We start from the raw sequence: 19,911 nt of genomic DNA, 5'->3' as shown, positions 1-19,911 counted from the left end.
CACCGCAAAGTCATTTCGGACAGATATACTTAGGTTATCAAAATGAAATTTGGAGGTTTTACAATGGAAATATTAAGAGTAGAACATTTATCAAAACATTATGGCAGCGGTGAAACGATGGTAAAAGCACTGGATGATATTTCTTTTTCTATAGAAAAGGGAGAATTTGTAGCGATTGTAGGTCCGTCAGGATCTGGTAAATCAACTCTATTGCATATGCTTGGCGGAGTAGATCTGCCAACTAAAGGCAAAGTTTTTATAGATAATACAGATATTTATAAGCTTAATGAAACACAGCTTGCCATCTTTAGACGTAGACAAATTGGTCTTATTTATCAATTTTACAACTTAATTCCTGTACTTAATGTAGAAGAAAATATAACACTGCCGCTACTACTGGATGGGCATAAAGTTGATGAGGAGCAGTTTAATCATATTACTGGTATATTAAACCTGAAGAATAGACTTGGGCATTTGCCAAACCAGCTCTCAGGCGGGCAGCAGCAAAGAGTATCTATAGGACGGGCACTCATAAGTAATCCAGCCATCATGCTGGCAGACGAACCTACGGGTAATCTAGACAGTAAAAACAGTACTGAGATTATTGAACTCTTAAAAATGTTTAATAAAACATTTCACCAAACCCTTATTGTTATTACCCATGATGAACGTATAGCGCTTCAGGCTGATCGGGTGATCGTGATAGAAGATGGACAGATTGCAAAAAATGAGGTGATCCGCTGATGAATATTGTAAACAAGCTGACCCTCAGACAATTAAAGCTTAATAAGAAACGCACCCTCATTACCATTATTGGTGTTATTATTTCAACAGCCATGATTACCGCTGTAGCAGCTCTTGGCAGTTCGTTTATGGATCTGATGCAAAGGCAGACGATGGCCAATGAGGGGAAGTGGCACGTCCTTTATAACGATGTTAACAAGACTCAGCTTGAAGCGATACAAGAAGACGAGGCAACTAAGACTTTGATTTTAGAAAAAGATCTAGGCTATGCGCCCTTAGAGGGCAGCGAGAACCCAAATAAGCCGTATCTTTTCATGAAGGCCTATAATCCTGCGGGATTTGAGAACTTCCCTATTGTGCTTAGTGAAGGGAGACTCCCCCAGACGCCAGATGAGCTTGTCATTTCTGAGGCGATACTGACAAATGCTAAAATTGCTTACAAAATAGGCGATACCCTTAATCTGGATATAGGTGAGAGATATGTACAAAACACTGAGGAAGATCAACCTGCCTTGACACAAACTGTATCTTTGCGAAAAGATGAAGAGGGTATTCAAGAAGCACTCACAAAAGAAAGTACAAAGACTTATAGTATTGTAGGTATTATCGAGAGGCCGCTCTGGGAACCGACTTGGGCGCCAGGCTATACAGTATTATCTTATATTGATGAGGGACATATGGACCTGGAAGAAACGGTAAGTGCGAGGGTGATTGTAGGCCGCATCGAGGCTGCAATATTTGAAAACGGCGCTAGACTTGCAGCTCAAAATGATATAAAAGAGGTGGGTTTTAATCATTCACTTCTTAGATATTATGGTGTTGTTAAAGATGATTTACTCCGTGGGATGCTTTTTAATCTATCAGCTATTATTATAGGTATTATCATGATTGGATCTGTTGCACTCATTTATAACGCTTTTGCGATTTCAGTATCTGAACGCTCAAGACATTTGGGGATGTTAGCAAGTGTAGGGGCAACTAAGGTACAAAAGAGAAATTCTGTGTTTTTTGAAGGAGCTGTTATTGGCGCTATTAGTATTCCCATAGGTATTATAGCTGGATTTATTGGGATAGGGGTTACCTTTTTATGCATCAATCCTGTGGTGAAAGAGACACTGCCGATAACGGAAACATTTAGGGTAGTTATATTGCCCTCTTCTCTTATTGTGGCAGCGGCTATCTCTGCGGTTACAATTCTAATTTCTACCTATAGACCTGCAAGAAAAGCTTCCAGGATCTCAGCCATTGATGCAATCAGACAGACAGCTGATGTAAAATTTACAGATCAATCGGTAAAAACATACAAGTTAACACGCAGCCTGTTTGGTATTGAAGGCGATTTAGCACTTAAAAATCTTAAGAGAAATAAAAAGCGATATAAAGCAACTGTATTTTCTCTTATTATCAGTATGGTACTTTTTCTCGTGGTATCATCTTTTACAGCTGGGCTCAAAAAAGCACTTGTCCTTTCCCAGGACGGTATTAACTTTGATCTAGAAGTCACGGTAGAAAGTGAAGATAAAGAAGCCAGAGAAGCTGTGATCAGGCAGATAGGATTACTTAGTCACATCACCCAACTCGCGCAGGTAGATTCTCTTGATGCATATACTTGGATCCCAGAAGAAGCTATCGCAGAGTATCTAAAGGGAACGAGTGAAGAAGCACTACAAGATAGTAAGTATCCTTATCATGTGGTGATCAATGTATTAAATGATGAAGACCTGAGGCGTTATGCCCAGGAGGCAGGGATTAACTTTAATTTGCTTAAGGATACCAAAAAGCTGCCCGCAGTAGTCGTTGATACAATCAAATATAAGGATATAACACTGGATAAGTATATTGAGACAAAAGCTGTTAAGACCAGCCTGGGGGAAAAACTGGATTTAAGCTATTATGACAGTGAACGCGAAGAAAAAATGCCTTTAGGGTCGGTAGAAATAGCGGCACTTACCCATAAAATGCCTGATGGGGTGAGGGGCTTGGGAGCGAATTCAAGCTTTCATATCATTATCTCGCAGGATGTTTTTAATAGAGTGGCAGCAGGCAATGATATGGCGCAAAAAGGAATAAGCCAAAGACTCTATATAAAAAGTGATAACCCCCTACGCCTACAGGAGGAGATTGAAGCACTTCAAAGTACGGCCATAGGAACTAATATTTATCTATACAATGTGTTTGTGGCTAGACAAAGAGAAGAGCAGATGATTTTCTTAATGTCCATTTTTACCTATGCATTTATTCTGCTCATTACTTCCATTTGCGCAGCCAATATTTTTAATACCATCTCAACAAGTATTGCTCTTAGAAAAAGAGAGTTTGCGATGCTGAAGTCTGTTGGCATGACGCCCAAAAGCTTTAATAGGATGATAAGTTATGAAAGCATTTTTTATGGGATCAAAGCCCTAATCTATGGCCTTCCAATAAGTCTACTGGTGATTTATCTTATGCACCGAACGCTTATGGCTAAGTTTAGCTTTGAATTTGCTATTCCTTGGATGAGTATGGGCATCACAATAGGCGCAGTATTTATCATAGTTGGAGCAGCTATGCTTTACGCCAGTGCCAAAGTCAAAAAAGAAAATATTATAGATGCGCTAAAACAAGAAATTATATAATCTTAGGTGGCATAGGATAATTACTTAATTAATTATCTTATGCCGCTTTTATTTTGTTTTCTGAAAGGATGTGATATGCTATAAAGATACAGATTATTTATACAATTATTAGATGAACAGAAATACTTCTAAGCATCTGCTAGAAAGGTGATTATTATGAGATTATCCAAGGAGCAGTTGAGAGTAGTAAGAACAAGAAACGGTAATAAGGGGAAGGGTGAAGCAGGTGTTGAAGAATAAAAAGACTATGTTTTGGGTCAAGATTGTGTCGGTTGTGGTTGTTGCAATGGTCGGCCTGTATCTTGTAGTCAGTAAGCAAATAGAAACTACGACTGAAAACTTGTCTCATCAAGGTGTGGAGATAAACACACTATTAGAAAGCCCTTTAGGTACGCCTGTGGCAGCGTATGCTACGGAGTATAACAGCGTAAAAATTACATTTCTCTCCGATATGATGGGTTTTAAGTCGGCAAATGAGTTTGAAACAACCGAAGCCCAAATAGTGTCCTACATTGATTCAGTGCTCAGAAGCAGCCTGACGCCTGCATCGGTGGATGAGCTGAACAACAACCATACAAATCAGTATATAATAAAATTGTCTAACAACTTGGGTGGATATAGTTGTGGATTTTACTACGATACGTTGTACGACAAAGCCTATATCGTAAAAGATGGAGGGATTTACGAAACAGGGACAGATTTTGCGCGTTATATTGATTCGTTTCTGGAGAACACAAAGAGCACCTTTAATATAGATGGAACTGATGCCGCAGCACTGTTTAAGGACTATGGATGGACGCTGGATTATCAGATTAGCACGATGAAAAATAAGCTTGGCGATATCAAGAGCTTGTCTGCTTTTAATCCAAACGCCTATTATTTCGCATATAACAATGAGCTTTCAAAGGATATTGGATTGGACATGAGCGGATATGCCAATACCGTGGACATTGACGTTGAAATTTATAGAATCCATGAGAGTATGCCTGAGGCGTTTTATCCGATACAAAATGGCAGAGGCATTATTGTAAAAAACGGTGGCAAAATAATCGGAGCGTTTATCAGCGCCGGGCGGCACAGTGCCTTTACCGCTTGTAGTCTAAAAGGAAACAACTTTGAAAAGGTGACAGGTCAAATGCTTAACGAGTGGTTCACGGATAGAGTTCAAGCGGACAACACGGAGGAAAGACTATCCAAATTAGAGCCGGAACAGGTTATCAAGGAATATTTCAAAGCACTAAATAATAAAGATGCTAAGACCGCGGCATACTGTATCTCAAAAAAAACTCTACTGGGACATTTGACATCAAATATGCCAAATGAGGAATTGTTTAACGAAGGTATCGGATTGCCGTTAACTGATGGTAATAGTGGCGCCAAATCAAGTTTTGATAACCTAAAGTCCTCGGAGTTGATAAAAGTTGAGTTAATTGACGAAACTGATAAAAGTGTTAAAATCTTTAGGGTAACCGTAAACCTTCAGTATAATAAGGAGTGGACCATAGGGAATGGGGAGCAGTTTTGGGATTGCAGGATGGTTTATGAATCTCCTCAGACAGGATGGAAAATAGAAAGTTTTGGACATTAAGGATAAGGCTAAGAGAAATTGAAGAAAAAATGTGATAATAATCAGATGAAAAAGGGCACTACTTCTTGCAGAAGGGGGTGCTTTTTTATTTTTGGTCTAAAAACTTAACAATAATTTAACGCGCTTTAAATATTAAATAATTTGAATTTAATGAAAACATGGTAAATTTTGTCTATATTATAGAGAAATACCAGGTAAGGTTTTTTCTCAGTATAGATTGAAAGGAGCAGGCGATGAGTGAAGTTGTCTTAAAAAAATCTTTGTTAAATCATTCTATAGAGCAAGTGAAAGTAAAGGAAAAACGTATTAGTAATAAGCCTAAGAAAAACGTATTGGAGCCGTATGGGTATTTATTACCCTGCCTTATTTTATTTGGAACTTTTGTGTATTTTCCTTTTGTTAAAACAATCTATTTAAGTTTAGCACTTACCAATAGGAGGGGAAAAGCCGTAGAGTTTGTAGGACTCGGAAATTATAAAGAAATTTTTGCTTCGGAGGCTTTCTACAATAGTTTGTTTGTAACTTTTAGATTTGTGCTGATGATTATTATTCCTTGTATTGGCATTGGCCTACTGCTTGCACTCCTAGTGAATCATAACATCAAGGGAAAACGGATTTATGAAGTTATGTTTTCTATGCCTATGGCTATTGCTTCGGCGCCGGCAGCTATTATATGGACGATGATCTTTCATCCAACGAATGGCATTGCCAATGCACTTCTTAAGACAGATATAAGGTGGCTTGCAGATCCTAAAACAGCGCTTTGGGCTATAGCACTGGTTACCATATGGCTGGGTGTGGGGATCAACTTTATTTTTTTATTAACAGGCCTTAAGTCTATTCCAGCAGAACTTATAGAAAGTGCAGAGATAGACGGCGCCAGATATACTCAAAAGCTCAGGTGTATTTTACTCCCTCTTTTAACGCCACAGATGTTCTTTGTCATCTTTATGAACATCGTCAATGCTTTTCAAGCTTTTGGACAGATCAAGCTTCTGACGCAAGGGGGACCAGGAGATGCAACCAATGTATTGGTGTACGGCATTTACAAAGAGGCTTTTGTAAATGGCAGGTTTGATATGGCAAGTACCCAGTCTATTATTTTATTTGTTATCGTATTTACTATTACCATGGTACAGTTTGCCTTTGAGAAGAAAGGAGTACATTACCAGTGATGCCATCTTGTCGCAATAAATACTTACTTATACTCTTTAATATAATAGCTTCAGCTATTATAGCAGCACCTATTTTATATGCTTTTTCACTAAGTCTTATGAGCTCGGCAGAAATGTCACAGTATCCTCCGCAGCTTATTTCCAATCAACCTACTTTTGAAAATTACAAAAAGGCTCTAAGCATGGTGCCTTTTGGCCAATTTTTAATAAATAGCAGCATTGTATGCATACTTGTGACCTTTGGTCAAATCATAACATGCAGCTTAGCCGCTTATGCCTTTGCTTTTTTTGAATTTAAGGGAAAAAAGCTATTATTTATAGCAGTACTTGCAACAATGATGATTCCTGGAGAGGCTACTATTGTATCGAACTATCTTACAGTAAGCAGTTTTGGGTGGAATGACAGCTTAAAAGTACTTGTGATTCCTTTTTTAACCTCTGCCTTAGGTATTTTCATGATCAGACAATATTACCTGACGGTACCGAGAGATTTAGAGCAAGCAGCTGCGATTGACGGCTGCAGCAAGTTTCTTTTTCTTATAAAAATACTGATGCCCATTTCTAAACCAGTTATGGCGTCTTTAGGAATATATGCTTTTATTAATACTTGGAATCAATATATGTGGCCGCTGCTTACTATTAATAATCCGGCGAAGAGAACAGTGCAGATTGGTATTAGTATGCTGCAGTTTTCAGAAGGCAAAAATTATGAAGTTATTTTAGCCGGTGCGCTGATGATTATTATTCCTTCTGTCATTATTTTTATTATCGGACAGAAAAAATTAGTAGACGGCATGATAGCAGGAGCTATTAAGGGATAGGTTTAAAAACTATTAAAAATTAATTTGTGGAGGTAAGAAAATGAAAATCGTAGGTAAAGCAGTAAGTTTTATAGCAGTGGGGACACTAGCAGCGGGAGCCTTGGCTGGTTGTGCAGCTAGCAGCCCAACCAGTGCTGCGTCTCAGACTGAGGGTAAAGTAAGTGTCAGTGCCCAAGAAACCAATAAGCCAGTAGCAGACAAAAATGATGAGCCTGTACATATCACTTTTTGGCATTCTATGGGAGGTGCCGGGGGTGAGTCCATTCAAAAACTTACAGATGCATTTAACGCTTCTCAGAATAACGTTGCAGTAGAAGTACAATATCAGGGAACTTATGATGAGGCCATTAATAAACTTAAAAATTCTGCTCTTGGGGATGCAGGACCAGATGTGATGCAGCTTTATGACATTGGCACAAGATGGATGATAGACAGTGGTTATGCTTATAGAATGCAAGATTTTATAGATGGGGAAGGTTATGATGCCTCACAGTTAGAGCAAAATATACTCGCTTATTATACGATTGATGATCAGCTTTATTCCATGCCTTTTAACAGTTCAACACCTCTTCTTTACTATAATAAAGATGCTTTTAAAGAAGCTGGTTTAGATCCAGAAAAAGCGCCAGTTAATTTTGACGAGTTAATTGAAACCTCTAAAAAACTGGTTAAAAAAGAAGGAGATAAAGTAACGAGATATGGGGCAAATATTCAAATATACGGTTGGTTTTTTGAACAGTTTTTAGTTAAATCTGAACTTGAGTATGCCAATAATGGCAATGGCAGAGAAGATGGTGCCACAGCAGTTAGTTTTGATACAAACGGTGGGGCTTTAAGTATTATGAATAAGTGGAAAGAGGCTGTAGAAAGTGGTGCACTTATTAATTTAGGCAGAGACTCAGATGTGAACCAAGAAGCTTTTATAGCAGGCAACTCTTGTATGACATTAGCTTCAACAGCTTCTCTTGCAGGAATTAAAAATAAAATCAACGGCAAGTTTGAGTTAGGAACGGCATATCTTCCAAGTATTAGACAAGAAGATAAAGGCGGGGTATCTATTGGCGGAGGTTCTCTTTGGATTATGGACAAGAAAGATGATGCAAAGGCTAAAGCTGCTTGGGAATATGTGAAATACATGGTATCACCCCAGGTGCAGGTTGAATGGGCCAAAGCAACAGGCTATTTCCCTATTACAACAGAAGCGTATAAGCTTGCTGATATGACGGCGCATTTAGAAGCGCAGCCACAATTTAAAACAGCGATTAATCAGCTACATGACAGCACAGGCAGCAAAGGGGCGCTGCTGGCGGTATTTCCAGAAGCCAGAAGTACTATAGAAGAAAATCTTGAGAAGCTTCTCAATAATGAAATAAGCGCCGAAGCAGCTGTAGCAAAGTCAGCAGAAACAATAAATAAAGCGATTGAGAAGTATAATAAGACAAAATAAATAGCATTATGGACAATTTGGATAAAGAATATCTGCTTAGGTGCAGCGTATAGTTAGTAATAGAACGAACCCTTTAACTTAGAGTATTCTAGGTTGAAGGGTTTTATATTTTATAACGGTCACTAACAATATAAAACCACCACTGAGGCTAGGTTGAACTTTCAACTGAAATAAGATATAGTGGTTACTAATTGAAAGTTCAATCTATAGAAACTTTTAGTCTTAATGCAATATTAAAAAAGAGGTGAGAAGCGGATGTATTTTAGAGAAGAAATACTCAAGTATGAACCTGTTAATGAACAAGAAAAAAGCGATAAAAAGATTATCTTACAGTACATTGAGCACTTTTACCACAATATCTTGACGAGAGAAAATCAAATAGCCCATATGACAAGTTCAGGATTAATCTTAAACAAATCCTTAGATAAAATACTTATGATTTATCATAACATTTATAACACTTGGGCTTGGACTGGCGGGCATGCAGATGGTGATAGTAATATGCTGGAAGTAGCACTAAAAGAGGCGAGAGAAGAGACCGGGGTTTCTAACATACTGCCTCTGTCAGATGATTTAGCTTCTGTTGATATTATACCCGTATACGGACATAGAAAAAGAGGCGTATACGTATCATCACATTTGCATTTGAATACATCATATGTCTTAATAGCAGATGAAAACGAAAGACTTGTAATTAACAAAGAAGAAACCAGCGGTGTCAGCTGGGTTGAGGTTAACAAACTGGAACAATACTCAAATGAACCCTATTTGATTGAAATCTATAAGAAAATTATAGAAAGGGCTAGGGAGATTTAATTAAAGCTATTAAGTATTTTTGAGATAGAAGTAGGTGAGCCGTATGTCATATAACGGCTCATTTTTGCAGGGGTTTTTATACTTCAAAGGGAACAATAGATTTTACCGTATTATAAATAACAAGATAAACTGCAATCAGAAAATTTTAAAAAGTAGATTGTTTTTGATTTTAAAGCATTATATGATTATTTTAGACATCGGTGTACTAAATAATAGGAGAATAATGAATGGTGATAGATAAGGCATATTATCAAATGATTTTTAAAAGAAAGTCATTCAGAAGATTTAATGATACCCTTAAGCTCTCGCGTGATGAAATCTATGATATTGATGAAAAAGTTAAAGAGTTAATAGTACTTGTGGACACTATAGATGTTAAGTACCGTATTGTGCCAAGGGAAGAAACTACCTGTAAACGAGGGGAGTATTGTCTACTTATTTACAGTGAAGAAGAAGAGAATTTTTTATTAAATATTGGTTATATGTTTGAGCAATTGGATTTATATTTGGCAAGTAAAGATATTGGGGTATGTTGGTATGGAATGGGAAAAACACAAGTGCCGGAGCATGACAACTTAAAATTTGTGATTATGATGGCACTAGGTAAAGGCTATCCTCATGAGTTTAGAAAAGATTATACAAAATGCAAGAGAAAAGAAACACAGGAAATCTGGAAGGGGGGCTCAAGATTAGAAAGAGTAGCTGAAGTTGTAAAATATGCTCCAAGTGCCTGTAATACTCAGCCATGGCGGGTTATTTGTGAGAAAAATCAATTGAAAGTATATAGGACAACAAAAGTTAAATCTATTATGCCTAAAGATAAAGTACCGTTTTATAACACAATTGATATGGGGATTTTTCTATATTTTTTAGACTTAGCGCTGTTGTATAATCATATTTCTTTTCAACGATTTCTTTGCGAAGAAGAGGATAAAGCTGAACTAATACCTGTTGCCATATACAATTTACTTTAGGGGGAAAATCAAGGATATAGAGTAACATATTGGAAGTACGCAGGTTATAATAGATCCTGGGTTTTAGATCCAAAGACGTTTTTGGTACTAAGCATTTAATTTTAACAATGCATATGGAACAAAATATGGAGTATTTCGTCTAAAATTTAAATAACAATTTCATATTAAAAATTTTAGAAATAGATGAAGAGGTAGAAATTTATGAGACGTTTAAGAGAAATAATAATTAGCAGTATTCAAGGTATTTCCCGCGCAGGGTTGCGTTTTCCAATGACAGTGATGAGCTTACTGGCAGCTACAGCAGTTATTTTTAAGCTGATTGCGACAAGTGAGCCACCATCGTTGATGCTTCAAAAACTGATGTTCACGTTTGTCGTAGGTGCAGTGCTTGGGGTGGCTTCACAATTTGCAGTTGAAAGGTTTAAGACGCTTTTGAAGAAGCGGATCTTATCCTATGGAGCAGCAGGAGGGCTTCTTTTAGGGTATTTTCTCATTTTGCTGCCTGCACCTGAGATAAGTGCGGAGATTACAGTGAGGAGCTTAGTGGCAGTTTTTGCGCTGGTTTGCATGGGATTATGGATACCCTCCTATAAATCAACAGCTAATTTCAACTTGACTGCCCTTATTCACTTTAAGTCTTTTTTTACTTCCCTGTTGTATTCAGGGGTTTTGTCAGCGGGTATTGCCGCCATTATTGCAACCATTCATATTTTGCTTTTTAAGGTGAATAGTGATACTTATGCCTATACCATGACAGTAATATGGGTGGTATTTGCGCCTGTTTATTATTTGTCACTTCTACCTAAATTCAGCTTGGAATCTGAAGCGGAAGAAGAGATGAACAGGCGCGCTGGCCTTTATCCGAAATTCCTTGATATTCTTGTTTCAAATATCGCTATTCCGCTCATAAGCACCTACACGCTGGTACTTATTGCCTATTTTATCAAGATACTCTTTACGCTTGCGTGGCCTTCGGGGCAGGTTGGGCCAATGGTGCTTATTTACTCGGCAGCCGGTCTTGTGATTTTTATACTGTCAAGTCTCTTAGAAAATAAGTGGGTTTTATTTTACCGTAAGGTATTTCCTAAAATGCTCATTCCGATTGTTATCATGCAGCTTATCTCTGCGGGTATCCGTTTGAATGCTTATGGGCTGACTGAATCAAGATACTATATTATTCTGTTTGGCATTTTTTCAATCCTAGCAGGGCTCATTCTAAGTTTTAGTAAAGTTTCAAAAAATGAACGTCTTGCATTACTTGCGGCGGCCTTTGCAATCCTTTCTATCCTTCCGCCTGTGGATGCTTTTACGGTTTCACGCTACAGTCAAATCAGCAGAATAGAATCCATTCTTAAAAATGAAGGGATGTTGGTTAATGGTCAAATTACAGCTAAAGAAGATGCATCAGAACATACAAAAATTGAGACTACCAGTATCTTGCAATATCTTGAAAGAAACAGTTCACTTAAGTATATCAACTGGCTGCCAGAGGATTTTGACGTTTATCATGATCTAGAGCCAGTCTTTGGATTTGAGCCTAGTTATCCTTCTTACCAAGGAGAAAGGCAATACTTTAATGCTTCACTGGATACCCAGCTGCCGCTGATGGTTGAAGGATATGATGTGCTTCTGAGTGCATTTGCAGGAAGATATATGGATGAAAAAGGACCACAAGACAGTGCGTTTGAACTGGATGGAAATGCCTACCAGCTGAAGTTTAATAAGACCTCTCGTGATGAAGTATATGTTGCTGTCTTAGATGCACAGGGGAATGAACTGATAGGAACAGGGCTTAAGGACTTTGCTGCGGGACTTATTGGTGAGCACACGATGACAAGGGCAGTATTCTCACCGGAAGAGATGAGCTTTGATGTGACTAAAAATGATTATAAGATGAGAATTATATTTCAAAATGTTCATTATACATCTGGCAGTGATGAGAATTCAGGTATGGATTATGTCCTCTATGTTTTATTTGCAGAGGCTAGACAATAGACTGAAAATAATATATATTTAATACAATAGATAATGATAGTATACTTATATGAAGAAAGATGGTGAAATGCTATTGGATACATCAACATGGATAGGGGTGTATATGCCGCTGTTTGTATTGTTTTTTATCATTTGGCCACAGCAGCAGGAAGCAAAACGGTTAATACTTCAAAAAATAAAGAGAAGAAAGGGTGTAGGGATAATGACAAACGAAATCATTAAAAAATATATGGGAAAATACTGCAAGATAACAACAGGCTCTATGGGAACAGCTGTAGCTGGAAAGATCAGAGACGTCAATGAAAACTGGATTGAAGTTGAAACGAAGAAAGGTAACGAACTTGTCAATGCCGATTTTGTACAAAGTATCAAGATTGTTTAAAAGCCAAATAAAATAGAAGCACGAATAGAATGTGGGCTGATTCTCCTTAAACAGAGAAGGCCCACATATTTTTTATCTGACCAGAAAGTACAGCATAAGACCAGATTGTATGACTACGCGCGATGCTGTTTGAGTCATGTACGTAAAAACCTTCTTCATTATAATCATGTATTACGATAAAATGGCCTGAGCTGGTAAAGTCTCCGGGGGACATGCTGGCTATAATGGGACGACCTTGGTCAAGATGCTTAATCATCATACTTTTGTTTAAAGTGATTTCCTGGGAACTTAAGCCAAAGTGAGAAGCTCCTTGCTTCATAAGTGCCCAAGATGTACCGCTGCCAGTTATAAAGTAGCCTGCCTCCTCACTAAATTTTGCAACATACATAGGAGAATAGGAAGTATTGCCTGTTAAGCCAACAGCCACCATAGCTAAGCTGGTGGGGCCACAGGCATCTAATCCTATAATGCCATCTCCGTATGAGGCATAACCCCAGCGTTTATCCCATTGAAGAAATAAGGGGATTTCACCTGGTGTAATGTCCTCAGCTAAATAAACGTCTTCTAGTACCTCACTGCCCACCCGAGATGGATAATCAAGGACGAAATCAATGGTCTCAGGATTTCTTATAAGAAGCTGCAGTATTTTTTCGGGATAAGTTTCTTCATTAGCTATTATGCGGTCGACCTTTTGTGAAAGTGCGCTATGAGACTCTTTAAGAGTAATGAGCTCCTTGATAAGGTCAGGGAAATTGGAAGAGGAGGCGATTTCTATGGGGGAGGCATCTTGTAAGTTATCTGCACCTTTATCGGCCTCTTTGAAAAATTGCTGGTTTCGGTTAAATACTCTTGATGTTTCTTCTATAAGCATTTTGCCCGCAATTAAAACGATGATCCAAGCAAGGACTGCTTTTATTAGCCCTAGCCTTTTGCGGTAGAGGCGCTTTTGCTTACTCATCTGTTTTGATCTATTTATGCTTAGTTGTTCTGTCATAAGAGGTCACTCCTTAATAGTATTCATTCGTTGGTAGATAAGCCGAGCGGCTTTCTAAGTTATACAGCAGTATTCATAAGAGAAAAATGACTTGCTGTGATACTTAAATAGTAACAAAACAGATCATTTTGTTTATACATTTTTCACTATGAAAAACTTAATTTATTCTAATAAAAATCTTACGAATTTCTTAAGAGTGTTCAAGCTGAAAATAAGTTTTTCCAATAAATAGCTATTGACGGAAGGTGGACTATTGTAGTAGTCTTAAATAAACTATTGCAGTAGTCTGGAGGAGAAAGCATGTCACACATAAAACTATTTGACAGTGAACTTAAGATCATGGAGATAATTTGGGAAAAAGAACCAGTAACGGCTAAGGAGGTGAGCCTTATTGCAGCTGACACCATAGGATGGAATAAAAACACCACCTATACAATTCTAAAAAAACTCATTGATAAAAAAGCTATTCGGCGTACAGAGCCAGATTTTGTCTGTACCACGCAGATTAATAAAAATGAGGTTCAAAAAGGTGAAACCCGTATGCTTATTGAAAAACTTTATAATGGCTCAAAAAAAGCTTTTTTTGCAGCATTTCTAAAAGATGAGACACTAACAGAAGAGGAACTTGCACAGTTAAAAGAAATGATAGAAAAGCGGTGATAGGATGGTGAGTGAGGTTTTTTATTGGGTAATTAATATGAGTATTTTAGGAACGATGACAGGCTTTATTGTTTTATTACTTCGCAAAATAACGAAGCTTCCCGCCACGGTGATATATATACTATGGACAGTTCCTGTACTGCGTTTTTGGATACCTGTTGGTATTGCCAGTCCTTATAGTTTAATGCAGCTGATAGCACAATTTACAATGCGAACTTTGATGATAGGGCAGGGGTTTCATAAACTTCCCAAAATGACAATGATGAATACTATTATGGTAGCAGACAGCTACTTTCCCATTACCTATAAGTATCATTGGCTAGAAAAAACCTTCGAAGTTTTTGCAGGAATATGGCTGCTCCTTTTTGCAGCAGCACTTATTTTATGTGGGTTTTTTTATTATTTGTCAAAAGTGGAAATAAAAGAGGCAATTCACTTAAAAGGGAATATTTATCAGTCAGATAAAATAGCTGCTCCGGCAGTGTATGGCATTTTTAGGCCTAAAATTGTTTTGCCATATAGCATTACAAAAGAAGACATGCCCTATATTATCATGCATGAGCAGGTACATATCAGGCGATGGGACAATTTAATCAGGATCATTATTATTGTGACGGCTTGCCTGCATTGGTTTAACCCTTTTATATGGATTTTTCTTAAATGTTTTTTTGAAGATATGGAATTCGCCTGTGATGCTAAGGTACTAAAAAACTGTAATACTGCTAAGAAAAAAGCTTATACCAAGGCCCTATTAAGTACCATGCATACAAAGATGCTATTTGCATCAGCGTTTGGAGGGGCAAAATTAAAAACGAGAATAGAAAAAATGTTACTCTATAAACAATTAACAATAGCCTCTTCGGTTTTCTTTGGGGCATTCATTTTAGTACTTGCATTTATTTTGCTTACCAATGCGGTGGGATAGGGAGGAAATCATGAAAAAAATAGTTTTATTATTTGGGATACTTGGAGCAGTTTTAGGACTTATATATTATGTCATAAGCCCAGTTTCTAAAGACAGTGAAACTGTTAAAAAGCTAGAGGGAAAGCTGGAAACCTATGATAAAGAGACTGAAGGGGCAATAGATTTTGTTGGATATGAAGGTAAATATATAACTTTCCACATCAATCTATATTCCTCTTTTCTACCAGAGCTAGAACTTACTAAAGATGGGGAATTTACACTAGCCTTAGGCATTGATAGGTATCTGAAGGGCAGCTGGATAAAAGAAGAGAATCAAATTTTACTTACAATTAGGGAAAATACAGCCCAATTTTCTGATCAGGCGCCTGAAAATATAGCTCTTAAAATTGAAGATAGCTCCTCATTGATATTTTTGCAGGGATTCCCGGGAGTTATAAAACCCTCAGCTGTTTTTAAAAAGGTTACAATAGCAACTGATTCAGTCGAAAGTTCTCCTAAAACTTTAAGGATTAAGGGGACGAAGGATGGCGTAGAAACTTTTTTAAACCTACTGCAGCAAGAGCTGGGCGAAGGTATTAAAAAAGATGTTTTATATGACAATTGGTTTAATATTACGCCACAAGAAGTATTAGAAAAAACCGAAGCCCAAATTTTTAAATCCAGTGAAGACTGCGCCTCATTTTTGCTTTATAGAGAAAAAATTTATAGGCTTGGAGACTACTTTGGCGGCCTCGGCGTTGTGGATATCAAAGTATGTGATTTTAATAAAGATGGACAATACGAACTATTATATACCCATTCATGGGGTTCAGGTTTACACCGTTCACATGTAAGCCATATGGATTTGAAAAGTGGGGAGCAGACCCAACTGGACTATGTTCATCTGAATGAAGATATGATGCTGGCAGAAAATCCTGAAGGCGAGTTCTCTTTATATGAGGCGAAAGTTGAATGGGGAGAAGAACCCTTAATTGATTTTAATCTCACAGCCAGGAAGTATTTGGCGGATATTGTTTATGAAGGTGGAGTGTTGAAAGCAAGGTAAATGAAAAAACCAAGTCAGGTGCAAGGTTAGCACAAACAGAGATAGTTTTAACGGTCTTGACATATATAGATCATCTATATATAATGCAGATATATAGATGATCTATATAGAGGAGGTTTAAGTGATATGGCTATTAATAAAAGTTTGCTAACCGGAAGTACAACAATGCTCATACTAAAGTTACTTGAAGATAAAGATATGTATGGTTATCAAATGATAGAGGAACTTGCAAAAAAATCTGATGATACATTTGCACTAAAAGCGGGGACGCTTTATCCTTTATTACATACTCTTGAAGAGCAGCGCATGATAAATTCATATGATAAAAATGCAGATACTGGGAGAGTGAGAAAATACTATAGTATTACAAAAAAAGGTAAGGAAATGCTTGCTGAGAAAAAGGATGAATGGAAGACTTACACTTCTGCTGTTAATCAGGTTTTACAAGGAGGTGCAAGTGTTGCAACAGTCCACTAAGATCAATGAATACCTAAAAACTGTTTGTGAACAAATAAGATGGAAAAAAGCTCATGATATCATTTCGAAAGAGATAGAAGATCATATTATTGACCAAAAAAGTGCTTTTATGTCTAATGGGTTAGATGAAGAAATGGCCACGGATAGAGCAATAGCAGAAATGGGAGATCCTATTTTTGTTGGAATGGAACTTGATAGAACCCATAGACCTAAAACTGAATGGAGTATAATAATACTGACTGGTATTATACTTTTAATAGGACTTATTATTCGTGCATTTGTCATGTATGATTCTAATAGGCCGGAGATGCTGACTAAGAGTATTATCAGCACCATACTTGGTATTGGGGGAATGGTGGGTGCCTACTTTATAGATTTTACAATTATAGGAAGGTATCCTAAAACAATCTTTTTTGGACTTATAAGTGCAACAATCGGAATAATGATGATAACACCTCTTGTCAATGGACAATACTTTTATGCGCAGTTTATGCTGTTGTTTTTTCCAACAACTTTTGCAGGAATAATTTATAGTATGAGAAGTAAAGGATATTTGGGGATTATTGTAAGTGGTTTGTTTTGGGGGATAACCCTATTTATTGGCATGGCTATTCCGAGTCTTTCCAGTGTGATTTTATATTCATTGAGTTATCTTATCCTACTCACCTTTTCTATTTGTAAAGGTAATTTTAATGTTAAAAAGTTAAATGGATTACTGCTTGCTTATATTCCAACGATTATGACAGCGGTGATGAGTGCTTTTATTATGATAAGTAATAGTCCTTATCGGTTAAATAGACTGTTAATTACCATCAATCCATCCCTTGACCCAATGGGGGCAGGTTATATGGTAAATATAACAAGAAAGATAATAGCAAATGCTAAATTGTTTGGGGCAGGAACCTTGGAAGTAAACGGAAGTATTATGTTGCCTACTGCATACATAGGTATAGATGATTATTTGCTAACTTATTTAATACATAGGTTTGGCTGGATATCATTTATTATAATAATGATCGTAATATCATTATTTATTACCCGAGCTATTATGCTTTTTTTAAGGCAAAAGAATGTCTTAGGAAGATTGATAGCTGCTTCTGTCTTAATTGCTTTTACAGTACAAGTTATTCTTTATGTTGCAAATAACTTAGGGTTCCCATTGTTTTCGCCACTGACACTACCCCTTATTTCTTATGGGAGAACAGCTACAATAATAAATATGATTCTAATAGGGATAATGCTTTCGGTATTTAAATCAGGTGACTTGGCTCGTGAACAGACAATTATATCTACAGGGGCAAGAAATACTTTATTTGAAATAATGGATGGAAAGATAATTATTCATTTGAATACTAAGTAGTATAGATGCCACATCTTTAACTTTTAGTTGTTCAACATAATGTGGGATATGAAAAGGATTGTGAGAAACAACATTAACATCATGAATAACGGGAAGTCTATGTTTTTTCTGTATAGATCATAAGGAGCATTAATAAAGCGCATTATCCAAATCACTGGATAATGCGCTTTTGCAAAGATTAGTCCTATTTATTGGAGAGAGAGCTGATTATTTGTTCTAGCCCCTCACTAAGGGGTGTTGGTTTGCGCCCAAGCAGTTTTTCGAAATCATTACTCTCTATCTCCAGTGTACCCTCTCGAATGGCTTTTTGGATGTCGACCAGCATAGGCACTACAAAATCTGGTACGCCTGCACCTTTCATGATATCGGCATAAGCAGCATCATCTACCTGTTGAACTGGAACTTCTTTGCCTAATACCTTTCCAAGAGCAGAGGCTAATGCTTCTTGAGTCATGGGAGTTCCAGAAAGTTCATAGATTGTATTGTCGTGTCCTCCGCTGCCAGACAGTACGGCAGCAGCTGCTTCTGCATAATCCTTTTGCAGTGCCCAGCCTACCTTGCCAGTACTGGCAGATGTTATCCAAGGGGATCCTGACAGTACGCCTTGGATACTTCCAATCTCATTTTCTAAGTACCAGTTGTTTCTGAGAAAAGAATAAGGAATGCCGGTTTTTAAAATGGCATCTTCTGTTGTGCGATGTACTGGAGCGAGGAATAAGGAGCTCTCCTCTGCATTGCCCAAACTGGTATAAGCAATGAACTTAACACCGGCCTGCTTAGCAGCAGCTACCGCATTGGTATGTTGTCTGATTCTTGTTGCATTATCACCATCTGCTGAAATAATCAATAACCTATCAATACCTGAAAAGGCGGACACCAATGTTTCAGGATGATCAAAATCACCTTGTCTAACCTCTACGCCACGGCTTTTTAATCCTTCTGCTTTCTCAGGATTACGGACACTGACAGCAAGCTCACTTGCTGACACACTTTTTAATAAAGTTTCTACAATCTTTGATCCTAGTTTTCCTGTTGCGCCTGTTACTAACATTTTCATAGTTTCTACCTCCCTATATGCGTTATTTGCGTATCACAATTTTTAGTGATATAATTAATTATACGTTAATTATATTTGGTTACATTAATATAAACAAGTACGATCATTTTTAATACATAGTATCTTTTGAGATACTATGTATCTCAAAAGATACTAATAAGGAGGCCATATGTTAACATTAGAAGAACTATTTGGAAAGTGCCCCTATGCAACGGCGCAAAAAATATTATCTGGAAAATGGGCGTTGATGATTCTACAGCATTTAAGCGAGAACAAACTCAGGTTTAACGAGTTGCAAAGACTGTTGCCGGACATGACACAGGCAACACTTACAAAACAATTGCGTACCTTGGAGGAATACGGTATGGTGACTAGAACTGTTTATGCCCAGGTTCCCCCAAAGGTAGAATATGAGCTTAGTGATATTGGGAAGGACTTCACGGAAGTATTAAACAGTCTTAAAATCTGGGGAGATAAGTATATTACGTTTTACAATACAAAATAAGTCACACAAAGGGATGGGATCTTTAAGCCTACTAAAGAGATAGGATTTATTTTTCGTTCTACTATCATAAAGGGTCATTCCTTTAGTATTCATTGGCTGTTAGATAGGCTAGACGGCTTCCTAAGCCAGTTAGAATTTCATTGGTAATCGTGCCGCATTTTTCTGCTATTTCCTCACAATATATTTCTTCTGACTGATCTTTGCCGATGAGGGTAACAGTGTCATTCATTTGAACCCCTTCAACCTGTGTCACATCTATCATCAGCTGATCCATACATATCTTTCCGATGATGGGGACACTTCGTATTCCGAAGAGCATCCGCTAAAAATA

General features: G+C 37.4%; 19 protein-coding genes. 16 read left to right on the top strand and 3 right to left on the bottom strand.

Annotation, left to right across the window (positions count from 1 at the left end):
- Positions 1-63 precede the first annotated feature (63 nt).
- From BN3326_RS10460 to BN3326_RS22380, 10 genes are all read left to right on the top strand, one after another.
- Positions 64-744 (top strand): ABC transporter ATP-binding protein, encoded by a 681-nt coding sequence (locus BN3326_RS10460; RefSeq protein WP_069999131.1) that lies wholly within the window; start codon positions 64-66, stop codon positions 742-744.
- Positions 744-3,359 carry an FtsX-like permease family protein gene (locus BN3326_RS10455; RefSeq protein ID WP_069999130.1) on the top strand — a complete coding sequence of 872 codons (2,616 nt, stop codon included), beginning with the start codon at positions 744-746 and terminating at the stop codon, positions 3,357-3,359. Before BN3326_RS10460 ends, BN3326_RS10455 begins: the two co-directional genes overlap by 1 nt.
- A 226-nt stretch (positions 3,360-3,585) precedes the next feature.
- Positions 3,586-4,947 (top strand): DUF4830 domain-containing protein, encoded by a 1,362-nt coding sequence (locus tag BN3326_RS10450; RefSeq protein WP_069999129.1) that lies wholly within the window; start codon positions 3,586-3,588, stop codon positions 4,945-4,947.
- 233 nt (positions 4,948-5,180) lie between these two features.
- Entirely contained in the window at positions 5,181-6,122 is a 942-nt protein-coding gene (locus BN3326_RS10445; RefSeq protein ID WP_083258634.1) for a carbohydrate ABC transporter permease, read from the top strand.
- On the top strand, positions 6,122-6,943 hold the full coding sequence (locus tag BN3326_RS10440; RefSeq protein WP_069999402.1) for a carbohydrate ABC transporter permease: 822 nt from the start codon (positions 6,122-6,124) through the stop codon (positions 6,941-6,943). The genes BN3326_RS10445 and BN3326_RS10440 overlap by 1 nt, the downstream gene beginning before the upstream one ends.
- Before the next feature lie 40 nt (positions 6,944-6,983).
- On the top strand, positions 6,984-8,390 hold the full coding sequence (locus tag BN3326_RS10435) for an ABC transporter substrate-binding protein (protein WP_069999128.1): 1,407 nt from the start codon (positions 6,984-6,986) through the stop codon (positions 8,388-8,390).
- 255 nt (positions 8,391-8,645) lie between these two features.
- Positions 8,646-9,206, top strand: a complete 561-nt coding sequence (locus BN3326_RS10430) for an NUDIX hydrolase (protein WP_069999127.1) — start codon at positions 8,646-8,648, stop codon at positions 9,204-9,206.
- A 227-nt stretch (positions 9,207-9,433) separates the two neighbouring features.
- Complete coding sequence (locus BN3326_RS10425; protein WP_069999126.1) at positions 9,434-10,180, top strand: nitroreductase family protein; 747 nt, start codon at positions 9,434-9,436, stop codon at positions 10,178-10,180.
- A gap of 201 nt (positions 10,181-10,381) precedes the next feature.
- On the top strand, positions 10,382-12,175 hold the full coding sequence (locus tag BN3326_RS10420; protein ID WP_069999125.1) for a DUF4153 domain-containing protein: 1,794 nt from the start codon (positions 10,382-10,384) through the stop codon (positions 12,173-12,175).
- Between the two features lie 49 nt (positions 12,176-12,224).
- On the top strand, positions 12,225-12,557 hold the full coding sequence (locus BN3326_RS22380; RefSeq protein WP_242875984.1) for a DUF6897 domain-containing protein: 333 nt from the start codon (positions 12,225-12,227) through the stop codon (positions 12,555-12,557).
- Positions 12,558-12,603: 46 nt separating this feature from the next.
- On the opposite strand, the gene BN3326_RS10410 is transcribed toward BN3326_RS22380, so the two are convergent.
- Entirely contained in the window at positions 12,604-13,551 is a 948-nt protein-coding gene (locus BN3326_RS10410) for a C39 family peptidase (RefSeq protein ID WP_083258633.1), read from the bottom strand.
- A 300-nt stretch (positions 13,552-13,851) separates the two neighbouring features.
- Between BN3326_RS10410 and BN3326_RS10405 the strand changes: the two genes are divergently transcribed.
- The 5 genes from BN3326_RS10405 (at position 13,852) to BN3326_RS10385 (ending at position 18,018) form a co-directional block, all read left to right on the top strand.
- On the top strand, positions 13,852-14,211 hold the full coding sequence (locus BN3326_RS10405; protein WP_069999124.1) for a BlaI/MecI/CopY family transcriptional regulator: 360 nt from the start codon (positions 13,852-13,854) through the stop codon (positions 14,209-14,211).
- 37 nt (positions 14,212-14,248) lie between these two features.
- Positions 14,249-15,136 carry a M56 family metallopeptidase gene (locus BN3326_RS10400; protein WP_242875983.1) on the top strand — a complete coding sequence of 296 codons (888 nt, stop codon included), beginning with the start codon at positions 14,249-14,251 and terminating at the stop codon, positions 15,134-15,136.
- 10 nt (positions 15,137-15,146) lie between these two features.
- Positions 15,147-16,181, top strand: a complete 1,035-nt coding sequence (locus BN3326_RS10395; RefSeq protein ID WP_069999122.1) for a hypothetical protein — start codon at positions 15,147-15,149, stop codon at positions 16,179-16,181.
- 126 nt (positions 16,182-16,307) lie between these two features.
- Complete coding sequence (locus BN3326_RS10390) at positions 16,308-16,658, top strand: PadR family transcriptional regulator (protein ID WP_069999121.1); 351 nt, start codon at positions 16,308-16,310, stop codon at positions 16,656-16,658.
- Complete coding sequence (locus BN3326_RS10385) at positions 16,642-18,018, top strand: FtsW/RodA/SpoVE family cell cycle protein (protein ID WP_069999120.1); 1,377 nt, start codon at positions 16,642-16,644, stop codon at positions 18,016-18,018. Before BN3326_RS10390 ends, BN3326_RS10385 begins: the two co-directional genes overlap by 17 nt.
- 184 nt (positions 18,019-18,202) lie before the next feature.
- On the opposite strand, the gene BN3326_RS10380 is transcribed toward BN3326_RS10385, so the two are convergent.
- Positions 18,203-19,075, bottom strand: coding sequence for an SDR family oxidoreductase (locus BN3326_RS10380; RefSeq protein ID WP_069999119.1), 873 nt, complete (start codon positions 19,073-19,075; stop codon positions 18,203-18,205).
- A 169-nt stretch (positions 19,076-19,244) separates the two neighbouring features.
- On the opposite strand from BN3326_RS10380, the gene BN3326_RS10375 reads away from it, so the two are divergent.
- Positions 19,245-19,580, top strand: a complete 336-nt coding sequence (locus tag BN3326_RS10375) for a winged helix-turn-helix transcriptional regulator (protein ID WP_069999118.1) — start codon at positions 19,245-19,247, stop codon at positions 19,578-19,580.
- Between the two features lie 82 nt (positions 19,581-19,662).
- Here BN3326_RS10375 and BN3326_RS10370 read toward each other — a convergent pair whose 3' ends face one another.
- Positions 19,663-19,899, bottom strand: coding sequence for an alanine racemase C-terminal domain-containing protein (locus BN3326_RS10370; RefSeq protein ID WP_074463605.1), 237 nt, complete (start codon positions 19,897-19,899; stop codon positions 19,663-19,665).
- Positions 19,900-19,911: the final 12 nt, after the last annotated feature.

Source organism: Cellulosilyticum sp. I15G10I2 (assembly GCF_900095725.1).
Lineage (GTDB): Bacteria > Bacillota > Clostridia > Lachnospirales > Cellulosilyticaceae > FMMP01.
This window is presented reverse-complemented; position numbering and strand designations above follow the sequence as displayed.

What these genes read in the sequence shown, in the direction of transcription:
- BN3326_RS22380 (WP_242875984.1), top strand. Translation starts at nt 12,225, where the DNA reads ATGAAGAAAGATGGTGAAATGCTATTGGATACATCAACATGGATAGGG.
- BN3326_RS10430 (WP_069999127.1), top strand. Translation starts at nt 8,646, where the DNA reads ATGTATTTTAGAGAAGAAATACTCAAGTATGAACCTGTTAATGAACAA.
- BN3326_RS10395 (WP_069999122.1), top strand. Translation starts at nt 15,147, where the DNA reads ATGAAAAAAATAGTTTTATTATTTGGGATACTTGGAGCAGTTTTAGGA.
- BN3326_RS10410 (WP_083258633.1), bottom strand. Translation starts at nt 13,551, where the DNA reads ATGACAGAACAACTAAGCATAAATAGATCAAAACAGATGAGTAAGCAA.
- BN3326_RS10380 (WP_069999119.1), bottom strand. Translation starts at nt 19,075, where the DNA reads ATGAAAATGTTAGTAACAGGCGCAACAGGAAAACTAGGATCAAAGATT.
- BN3326_RS10370 (WP_074463605.1), bottom strand. Translation starts at nt 19,899, where the DNA reads ATGCTCTTCGGAATACGAAGTGTCCCCATCATCGGAAAGATATGTATG.
- BN3326_RS10455 (WP_069999130.1), top strand. Translation starts at nt 744, where the DNA reads ATGAATATTGTAAACAAGCTGACCCTCAGACAATTAAAGCTTAATAAG.
- BN3326_RS10405 (WP_069999124.1), top strand. Translation starts at nt 13,852, where the DNA reads ATGTCACACATAAAACTATTTGACAGTGAACTTAAGATCATGGAGATA.
- BN3326_RS10400 (WP_242875983.1), top strand. Translation starts at nt 14,249, where the DNA reads ATGAGTATTTTAGGAACGATGACAGGCTTTATTGTTTTATTACTTCGC.
- BN3326_RS10445 (WP_083258634.1), top strand. Translation starts at nt 5,181, where the DNA reads ATGAGTGAAGTTGTCTTAAAAAAATCTTTGTTAAATCATTCTATAGAG.
- BN3326_RS10390 (WP_069999121.1), top strand. Translation starts at nt 16,308, where the DNA reads ATGGCTATTAATAAAAGTTTGCTAACCGGAAGTACAACAATGCTCATA.
- BN3326_RS10420 (WP_069999125.1), top strand. Translation starts at nt 10,382, where the DNA reads ATGAGACGTTTAAGAGAAATAATAATTAGCAGTATTCAAGGTATTTCC.
- BN3326_RS10375 (WP_069999118.1), top strand. Translation starts at nt 19,245, where the DNA reads ATGTTAACATTAGAAGAACTATTTGGAAAGTGCCCCTATGCAACGGCG.
- BN3326_RS10425 (WP_069999126.1), top strand. Translation starts at nt 9,434, where the DNA reads ATGGTGATAGATAAGGCATATTATCAAATGATTTTTAAAAGAAAGTCA.
- BN3326_RS10440 (WP_069999402.1), top strand. Translation starts at nt 6,122, where the DNA reads ATGCCATCTTGTCGCAATAAATACTTACTTATACTCTTTAATATAATA.
- BN3326_RS10460 (WP_069999131.1), top strand. Translation starts at nt 64, where the DNA reads ATGGAAATATTAAGAGTAGAACATTTATCAAAACATTATGGCAGCGGT.
- BN3326_RS10435 (WP_069999128.1), top strand. Translation starts at nt 6,984, where the DNA reads ATGAAAATCGTAGGTAAAGCAGTAAGTTTTATAGCAGTGGGGACACTA.